Below are 7,379 nucleotides of genomic sequence, written 5' to 3'. Positions count from 1 at the left end.
GGGCGTGCCGATCGACCGGGACGCCCTGGTGGCGCAGGCCGGCCTCGATCTGCGGGTGGCGCCGAACGCGACGCTCGGCGTGTCCTATACCGGCCAGGTCGGCGCCCGGGCGCAGGACCAGGCGGTCAAGGGCAACCTCACGCTGCGGTTCTGACGGGAGCGAGGGCCGGCCTCCCGGGCCGGCCCATCCGATTTCTCACGGCGTCCGCGCGGCGATGAAATCCACGAACGCCCGCAGCGGCGCCGGGAGGTACCGGCGGCCGGGGAAGTAGAGGAACGGACCGGAAAAGACCTGCCACCAGGGTTCGAGCACCGGCTCCAGGGCGCCGCTGTCGAGGTGCGGGCGCAGCCAATCCTCGAACAGGTGGATGATCCCGGTCCCGGCGACGGCCGCCGCGATGAAGAGGTCGCTGGCGCCGACGCGCACGATCAGCGGCCCGGACGGATCCACGCGGACGATCGCGCCGTCGCGCTCGAACTCCCAGGGCGCCGTCAGGCTGCCGCTCGAGAACCGGCCCAGCAGGCAGGCATGATCCAGGAGATCGCGGGGATGCTCCGGGCGGCCGCGCCGGTCGAGATAGGACGGAGCCGCCGCGGTGGCGAAACGCTGCTGCCGCGGGCCGATCGGCACGGCGATCATGTCCTGCTCCAGCCGCTCGTCGTAGCGGATGCCGGCATCGCAGCCCGCCGCCAGCACGTCGACGAAGCCGTCTTCCACCACGACTTCGAGCCGGATCTCGGGATAGGCGGCCAGGAACGGCGGCACGATCGCCGGCAGGACCAGCCGGGCCGCGCTCAGCGGCACGTTGAGCCGGAGCGGTCCGGCCGGCCGGTCGCGGAACCCGTTCACAACGTCGAGGGCGGCCTCGACCTCGCCCAGCGCCGGCCCGAGCCGTTCGAGCAGGCGCGCACCGGCCTCGGTCGGCGCGACGCTGCGGGTCGTGCGGTTCAGGAGGCGCACGCCGAGGCGCGTCTCCAGCCGGCGCACGGCTTCGCTGAGGCTCGACGCGCTGGCGCCGCTGCCGCGGGCGCCCTCGCGAAACCCGCCGGCCCGCGCCACGGTCACGAAGGCCGCCAGGTCCGCGAGATCCGCCGCCATCGTTCGCCATCCCGAACAGCCCGTGCCGATGATCCCTGCTTATCCGATCAGTCGGGCGGGTCTACATCCGGGGCGGACAACGGAGACACCCCATGACCGACATCGCCAAGGCCGGCACCTTCTCGCTCGGCGACCGCACGGTGAAGCGGCTCGGATACGGCGCCATGCAACTCGCCGGGCCCGGCGTGTTCGGGCCGCCCAAGGACCGGGATGCGGCGATCGCGGTGCTGCGCGAGGCGGTGGCGCAGGGCGTCGACCATATCGACACCAGCGACTTCTACGGGCCGCACGTCACCAATCAGATCATCCGCGCGGCGCTGCATCCCTATCCGGACGACCTCGTGATCGTCACCAAGGTCGGCGCCAGGCGCGGGGCCGACGCCGCGTGGAACCCGGCCTTCTCGGCCGACGAGCTGACGCAGGCGGTGCACGACAACCTGCGCCATCTCGGCGTGGACGCCCTCGACGTGGTCAACCTGCGCCTGATGTTCGACGCGCACGGCCCCGCCGAGGGCGCGATCGAGGCGCCGCTCACGGTTCTGGCGGAGCTGCAGCGTCAGGGCCTGATCCGGCGGATCGGGCTGAGCAACGCGACCCGGCAGCAGGTCGCCGAGGGCCGGCGCATCACCGAGATCGTTTGCGTGCAGAACCAGTACAACCTCGCGCACCGGGCCGACGATGCCCTGATCGACGAGCTGGCCGAGGCCGGGACCGCCTACGTGCCGTTTTTCCCGCTCGGCGGCTTCAGCCCGCTGCAATCCACCGTCCTGTCGGAGGTCGCCGCCAAGCTCGGGGCTACGCCCATGCAGGTGGCGCTCGCCTGGCTGCTGCGCCGGGCGCCCAACATCCTGCTGATCCCGGGCACCGCCTCGCTCGGCCACCTGCGCGAGAACCTCGCGGCGGCCGAACAGGCGTTGCCCGACGACGCCATGGCCGCCCTCGACGGGATCGGGGCGGCCTGACCGGGGCTACTTCGTCGAAAGGCCGGCCACCATCGGGCAGCCGCCCTCGTTCATCGGCCGAAAGGCCTGCTCGCCGGGGATGGTCTCCAGGAGCTTGTACAGGTCCCAGTCGCCCTTCGATTCGCCGGGCGCCTTGGCCTCGAACAGGTACATCGGGTGGATCTTGCGCCCGTCGGGGCGGATGTAGCCCTTGCCGAACAGCGGGTCGTCGGTGGGCAGCTCCTTCATCTTGGCGACCACCGCCGCGCCGTCACGCGCCGATTTCAGGGCCTCCACCGCCTTGAGGTAGTGGAGCAGTCCGGCATACACGCCGGCCTGGTAGGCGGTGGGCTTCTTGCCCGGCATGCGCTGCTCAAACCGGGCGGCGAAGGCGCGGGTGCCGTCGTTCATGTCCCAGTAGAACGGCGCCGTGAATTCCAGCCCCTGCGCCACCTCCAGGCCCAGCGCGTGGATGTCGGTGTCGGCGATGAGCAAGGCCGCGATCTTCTGGCCGCCCTGGCGGATGCCGAATTCGTGGGCCTGCTTGATCGCGGTGGCGGCGTCGAGCCCGGCATCGGCCAGGCCGATCACCTGCGCGCCCGAGCCCTGGGCCTGGAGCAGGAACGAGGAGAAGTCCGGGTTCGGGAACGGCGTGCGCACCCCGCCCACGATCGTGCCGCCGTTCTTCTCCACCACCGCCTTGGTGTCGCGCTCCAGGGCGAGGCCGAAGGCGTAGTCGGCGGTGATGAAGTACCAGGTCTTGCCGCCGCGCTTGAGCAGGGCCTTGCCGGTGCCGTTGGCGAGCGCGGCGGTGTCGTAGGTCCAGTGCACGGTGTTGGGGGTGCAGGCCGGGCCGGTCAGGTCGGCGGTGCCGCCGCCGGAATTCACGAACGCCTTGTTCTTCTCCTTGGTGATCTGCGCGATGGCGAGCGCCACCGAAGAAGTCGGCACGTCGAACACCGCATCGACGCCATCGCGGTCGTACCATTGCCGGGCGACCGAGGCGCCGACATCCGGCTTGTTCTGGTGGTCGGCGGCGACGACCTCGACCTTCAGCCCGTGCGTCTCCGGCTTGAAATCCTCCACGGCCATGCGGGCGGCCACCACCGCGCCCTCGCCGGTGGAATCGAAGTAGACGCCGGAGCGGTCGTTGAGCACGCCGATCTTCACCGGCACGAGGTCGGCGGCCAGGGCCGCGCCGGCCCCGAGCGCGCACAGAATCCCCGTCAGTCCCGCGACGCGGTGGCGGACCGTCATGTCTCACTCCCTGTTTTTTTCACGCGGCGGCGTTGTTCACCGCTCGAATGGCGTTCGAATGCAGTCTAGGCGGACCGGATCGGGGCCGATACAGGCGGGTGAGAGGATGCGGGCGATCCGTCAGGGGCGCGCGGCTCGTCCCCTTCCGCATATGCCCCGGAGCCGCGCGACTGGGTGGCAGGGCCCGCTTCGTCGGGAAACCGGACCTGTCCAGCCAATTGCAGCATGGTCGAATCAGATTTGCGGGAGGATCACTGTTGGTAGGGGCACAGCGCGGTGCCCTCTCTTACCACGCAATCTATATTTGCTTTGATAAATTCGCCGTTGTCGCGCGATCTCGTATAGCACTATGCCCGAACTCGTTCCGAGGTTGAGGCTTTCGATCATGCCAAACATCGGTATGCTGACGCACAGCTCGCTTCTCTCGACGGCAAGCTCGCTGATGCCTATGGCTTCGCTTCCAAACCAGACCGCCAATTTGTGATAGATTGTGTAATCACCTTCGTGAAGAAAAATACTGGTTTTGCCTTTCACGTGCGGCGAGGTGACAATTGACTTGAACCCTTTTCTTTCTAAATAATCAAAGCATTCATTCGTGCTATCGAACCGCTTCACGAAGGTCCATTTCACAGCTGAGACCGACGTTTTTGATACTGATTTTCGGTCGCGCAAATCCTGCCAGTCATCGGGGAGGGACCTGCGAGGATCGACGACGTAAACTTTTTCGACCCCTAGCGCATTCACATTGCGTATAACGGTGCCGATGTTTTTTATGTCGGTCGGATTTTCAATAACTGCGATTAAATGTTTGCAGCGGAATGACTTTATTTCGTTGGCCCGCTTTCGGACTGAATGTCGAACTCTCTTTTCCTCTTCCATGACTACCTCGGGTGACGGCTATCGAAGAACGTCGTCACTCTTAAGCTAAGTCAAATGGATGCACAAAGACGTTGGCTGAATCGGTCTGCCATTCATTTTGTTTGCTCTTTCTGAGCTGCGTCTGACCCTAAGGCCACGCCGATACATTCGGAAAATTTGCATCTTATGCGTGTTCAGATCAGCAAGATTTCAAGTTACGATTTGCGGCGCCTTTAATTCGAGCCTCCCCTCACCCGCGGGGCGCCAGCCCAAACATCGCCCGGGCCTCGTCGGGCGTGGCCGGCTCGCGGTCGAGATGGGCCAGCAGGCTCACGGCCTTCTCCACCAGGGCGGCGTTGCTGGGCGCGAGCACGCCCCGGGACAGGTACAGGTTGTCCTCCAGCCCGACCCGGACGTTGCCGCCCATGCCGGCGGCGACCGCCAGGATCGGGAATTCCTCCCGGCCGATGCCGAAGGCCGACCAGATCGCGTCCTCGGGCAGCCGGGCCCGCATCGCCACCAGGGCCTCCGGGGTCGCGGGCGCACCCCAGGGGATGCCGAGGCAGATCTGGAACAGGGGCGGCCGCGCCAGATGCCCCTCCGCGATCAGGTGCCGGGCCAGCTCGATCTGGCCGAGATCGAACACCTCGATCTCCGGCTTCACCCCGGCCGCGCGGATCTGCGCCGCCATGGCCCGCAGATGCGCCGGGGTGTTGAGGAACAGATGCTCGCCGAAATTCATCGTGGCGATGTCGAGGGTGCAGATCTCGGGGCGCAGGGCCGCGACGTGCCGGGTGCGCGTCTCGGGCGACACGAAGGTGGTGCCGGGGCCGGCCACCGACGGGTCGGGGTCGCCGGGCACGAACCGGCCCCCGGCCCCGGTGGTGAGGTTGAGGATCACAGACTCGTTCTGCTCGCACACCCGCTCGACTACCTCGCGGTAATGGGCGAGCGCCATGCTGGGCGCGGCGGTCTCGGGATCGCGGACATGGATGTGGACCACCGCGGCCCCGGCGGCGGCCGCCTCCAGGGCCGATTGCGCGATGGCCTTCGGGCTCACCGGCACCGCCGGGTTCTTCTTCGGCGTGTCGAACGAGCCCGTGAGGGCGCAGGTGATGACGGTCGTCCGGGACATTCTGTTCTCCCTGATCCTGACGTTGCTTTCCGGAAGCCCTGGGGTTGCCGTCGGGCACTCCCGCAAGCTTCTGATACCGCAGGATTTTCCCCTCCCCCTTGCGGGGAGGGGTCAGGGTTGGGGGTCGTGCAGACGGCACCGGGCCGCTCGATCCTGAACCACCCCCACCTCCGGCTCCTCCCCGCAAGGGGGAGGAGAGCGTGCCTTGACCCACGATGGGCGAGCTCGGGGGCTGAGCGCCGCTAGAGCGCCCCGCCATCCACCGTGATGGTCTCGCCGGTGATGTAGGCGGCGCCCGCGGCCAGGAAGAAAATCGTCTCGGCGATGTCCTCGGGCCGAGCCATGCGGCGCAGCATCGTGTGCTGCACGGTCGCGGCCTTGCGCGCCTCCGGCCAGGGCTCGGTCCACGGGGTGGCGACGAGGCCCGGGGCGACGGCGTTGACGCGCACGTCCGGGGCGAGCGCCCGGGCGAGGCTGCGGGTCAGGTTGATCAGCCCGGCCTTGCTGGCCGAATAGGCGATCGACGAGCCCCGCCGCCCGAGCCCCGCCACCGAGGCGGTGTTGACGATCGCCCCACGGTTTTCTTTCAGACTTGCCGCTGCGGCCCGCGCGCAGCGGTACGGGCCGATCAGGTTCGTCGCCAGGATCGTGGCCCAAAACTCTTCCGTCATCGCGTCGAGATCCTCGAAGGCGATCGGCGCGGTGGTGCCGGAGGTCCCGGCATTGTTGACCAGCACGTCGAGGCCGCCGAGCGCCCCGATCCCGGCCGCCACCATCGCCTCGGCCTCGCCGGGCTGGGACACGTCCCCGGGCAACGCCATCACGGCCAGGCCCTCGCCGGCGAGACGTTCGGCCTCCGCGGGGCCGCGGGGATCGTCGGGCAGGTGGTTCAGGGCCACGCTGGCGCCGTTGCGGGCGAACAGCGTCACCGTGGCCAGCCCGATGCCCGAGGAGGCGCCGGTGACGAGGATGCGCCGTCCGGACAGGTCCGCGCCGATCATGTGCCCTCCATCCGGCCGATCCCGGCCATGGCCCGCTTGAGCGCCAGGAGCTTGCGGTCGCGCTCGCGGAACAGATCCGCGGGCGCCCGGCCGCCCCAGTCGAAATAGCCGCGCCCCGCCATCACCCCGGTCCGGCCCTCGGCGCAGAGGGCGTCCAGGGTCTTGGAGCGCATCGGCGCGCCCTGCGCCGTGTGGCTCGCATTGGCCATGGCGCGCTGCGCCAGGTCGAGCCCGGTGAAGTCGGCCTTGGCGAGATGGCCGAGGATCGGGATGCGCAGGGACAGCCCGTGGATGATCGCGTCGTCGATCTCCCGGGGCGCCGCGATGTCGGCGTCGAGAAGCTCGTAGACCACGGCGCTGATCGCTGACTGGATGCGGTTGGCGACGTAGCCGGGGATGAAGCGCTTGAGCACGATCGGCACCTGCCCGAGGCCGAGCACCAGGTCGCGCATCGCCGCGATCACGGCCGGATCGGTGCCGGGCCCCGGGACCACGTCGACGAGGTCGACAATGTAGGGCGGCGTGTACCAGTGCATCACCAGCGCCCGGGCCTGCCGGGCCTGCGGGATCAGCGGGAAGACGTCGAGATAGCTAGTGTTGCTGGCCAGGATCGCGTCGGCCGGACAGAGCCGGTCGAGATCGGCGAACAGGGCCCGCTTGGCCTCCGGGTTCTCGGTGATCGCCTCGATGACCAAGCCGGCGCCGGTCACCGCGGGCTCCAGTTCGGCCTCGACGCGGACAGCCCGGGCGAGCCGCGCGGAATCCCACCCGTCCGGGGCGGCGCCTTCCTCCTGCAGGGTCGCCAGCGCCGAGGCCATGAGACCCGGCACCCGCGCGCGGGTCTGCGCATCCGTGTCGGTGATCCGCACGCCGTGCCCGTGGAGCGCCAGCACCAGGGCGATGCCGTGCCCCATCAGGCCGCCGCCGACGATCGCGATTTCCATTATGTTGCGCGCTCCGTTCTCTTGATCCGGTCTCCCGCCCACCCCCTCATCCTGAGGTGCTGCGCAGCAGCCTCGAAGGAGCCCTCCAGGGATCGCGCGGCCGGCTGGAGGGCTCCTTCGAGGCCTCCGCTGCGCTCCGGCACC

Annotated in this window: 7 protein-coding genes; 1 reads left to right on the top strand and 6 read right to left on the bottom strand. The window is 68.8% G+C overall.

The window, feature by feature from the left end; all coding sequences use genetic code 11:
* Positions 1 to 196 precede the first annotated feature (196 nt).
* The gene (locus tag MKL09_RS09270; protein WP_244019695.1) at positions 197 to 1,099 is read right to left on the bottom strand and encodes a LysR family transcriptional regulator; all 903 of its coding nucleotides are present in this window, start codon (positions 1,097 to 1,099) and stop codon (positions 197 to 199) included.
* 92 nt (positions 1,100 to 1,191) lie between these two features.
* Between MKL09_RS09270 and MKL09_RS09265 the strand changes: the two genes are divergently transcribed.
* The gene (locus tag MKL09_RS09265) at positions 1,192 to 2,061 is read left to right on the top strand and encodes an aldo/keto reductase family oxidoreductase (RefSeq protein ID WP_244019694.1); all 870 of its coding nucleotides are present in this window, start codon (positions 1,192 to 1,194) and stop codon (positions 2,059 to 2,061) included.
* Positions 2,062 to 2,067: 6 nt separating this feature from the next.
* On the opposite strand, the gene MKL09_RS09260 is transcribed toward MKL09_RS09265, so the two are convergent.
* The 5 genes from MKL09_RS09260 to MKL09_RS09240 form a co-directional block, all read right to left on the bottom strand.
* Positions 2,068 to 3,297, bottom strand: a complete 1,230-nt coding sequence (locus MKL09_RS09260; protein WP_244019693.1) for an ABC transporter substrate-binding protein — start codon at positions 3,295 to 3,297, stop codon at positions 2,068 to 2,070.
* A 234-nt stretch (positions 3,298 to 3,531) separates the two neighbouring features.
* Complete coding sequence (locus MKL09_RS09255) at positions 3,532 to 4,176, bottom strand: TrmH family RNA methyltransferase (RefSeq protein WP_244019691.1); 645 nt, start codon at positions 4,174 to 4,176, stop codon at positions 3,532 to 3,534.
* A gap of 229 nt (positions 4,177 to 4,405) precedes the next feature.
* Entirely contained in the window at positions 4,406 to 5,290 is an 885-nt protein-coding gene (locus tag MKL09_RS09250; RefSeq protein ID WP_244019689.1) for a 3-keto-5-aminohexanoate cleavage protein, read from the bottom strand.
* A 242-nt stretch (positions 5,291 to 5,532) separates the two neighbouring features.
* A complete protein-coding gene (locus tag MKL09_RS09245; RefSeq protein WP_244019688.1) occupies positions 5,533 to 6,291 on the bottom strand; it encodes an SDR family NAD(P)-dependent oxidoreductase in 759 nt (252 codons plus the stop codon).
* Positions 6,288 to 7,238, bottom strand: a complete 951-nt coding sequence (locus tag MKL09_RS09240) for a 3-hydroxyacyl-CoA dehydrogenase family protein (protein WP_313901175.1) — start codon at positions 7,236 to 7,238, stop codon at positions 6,288 to 6,290. The genes MKL09_RS09245 and MKL09_RS09240 overlap by 4 nt, the downstream gene beginning before the upstream one ends.
* Between the last annotated feature and the right edge of the window lie 141 nt (positions 7,239 to 7,379).

This window comes from Methylobacterium sp. J-048 (assembly GCF_022829515.1).
GTDB lineage: Bacteria > Pseudomonadota > Alphaproteobacteria > Rhizobiales > Beijerinckiaceae > Methylobacterium.
Note: the sequence above shows the minus strand (reverse complement) of the source record. Positions and strands in the feature narration are given on the sequence as shown.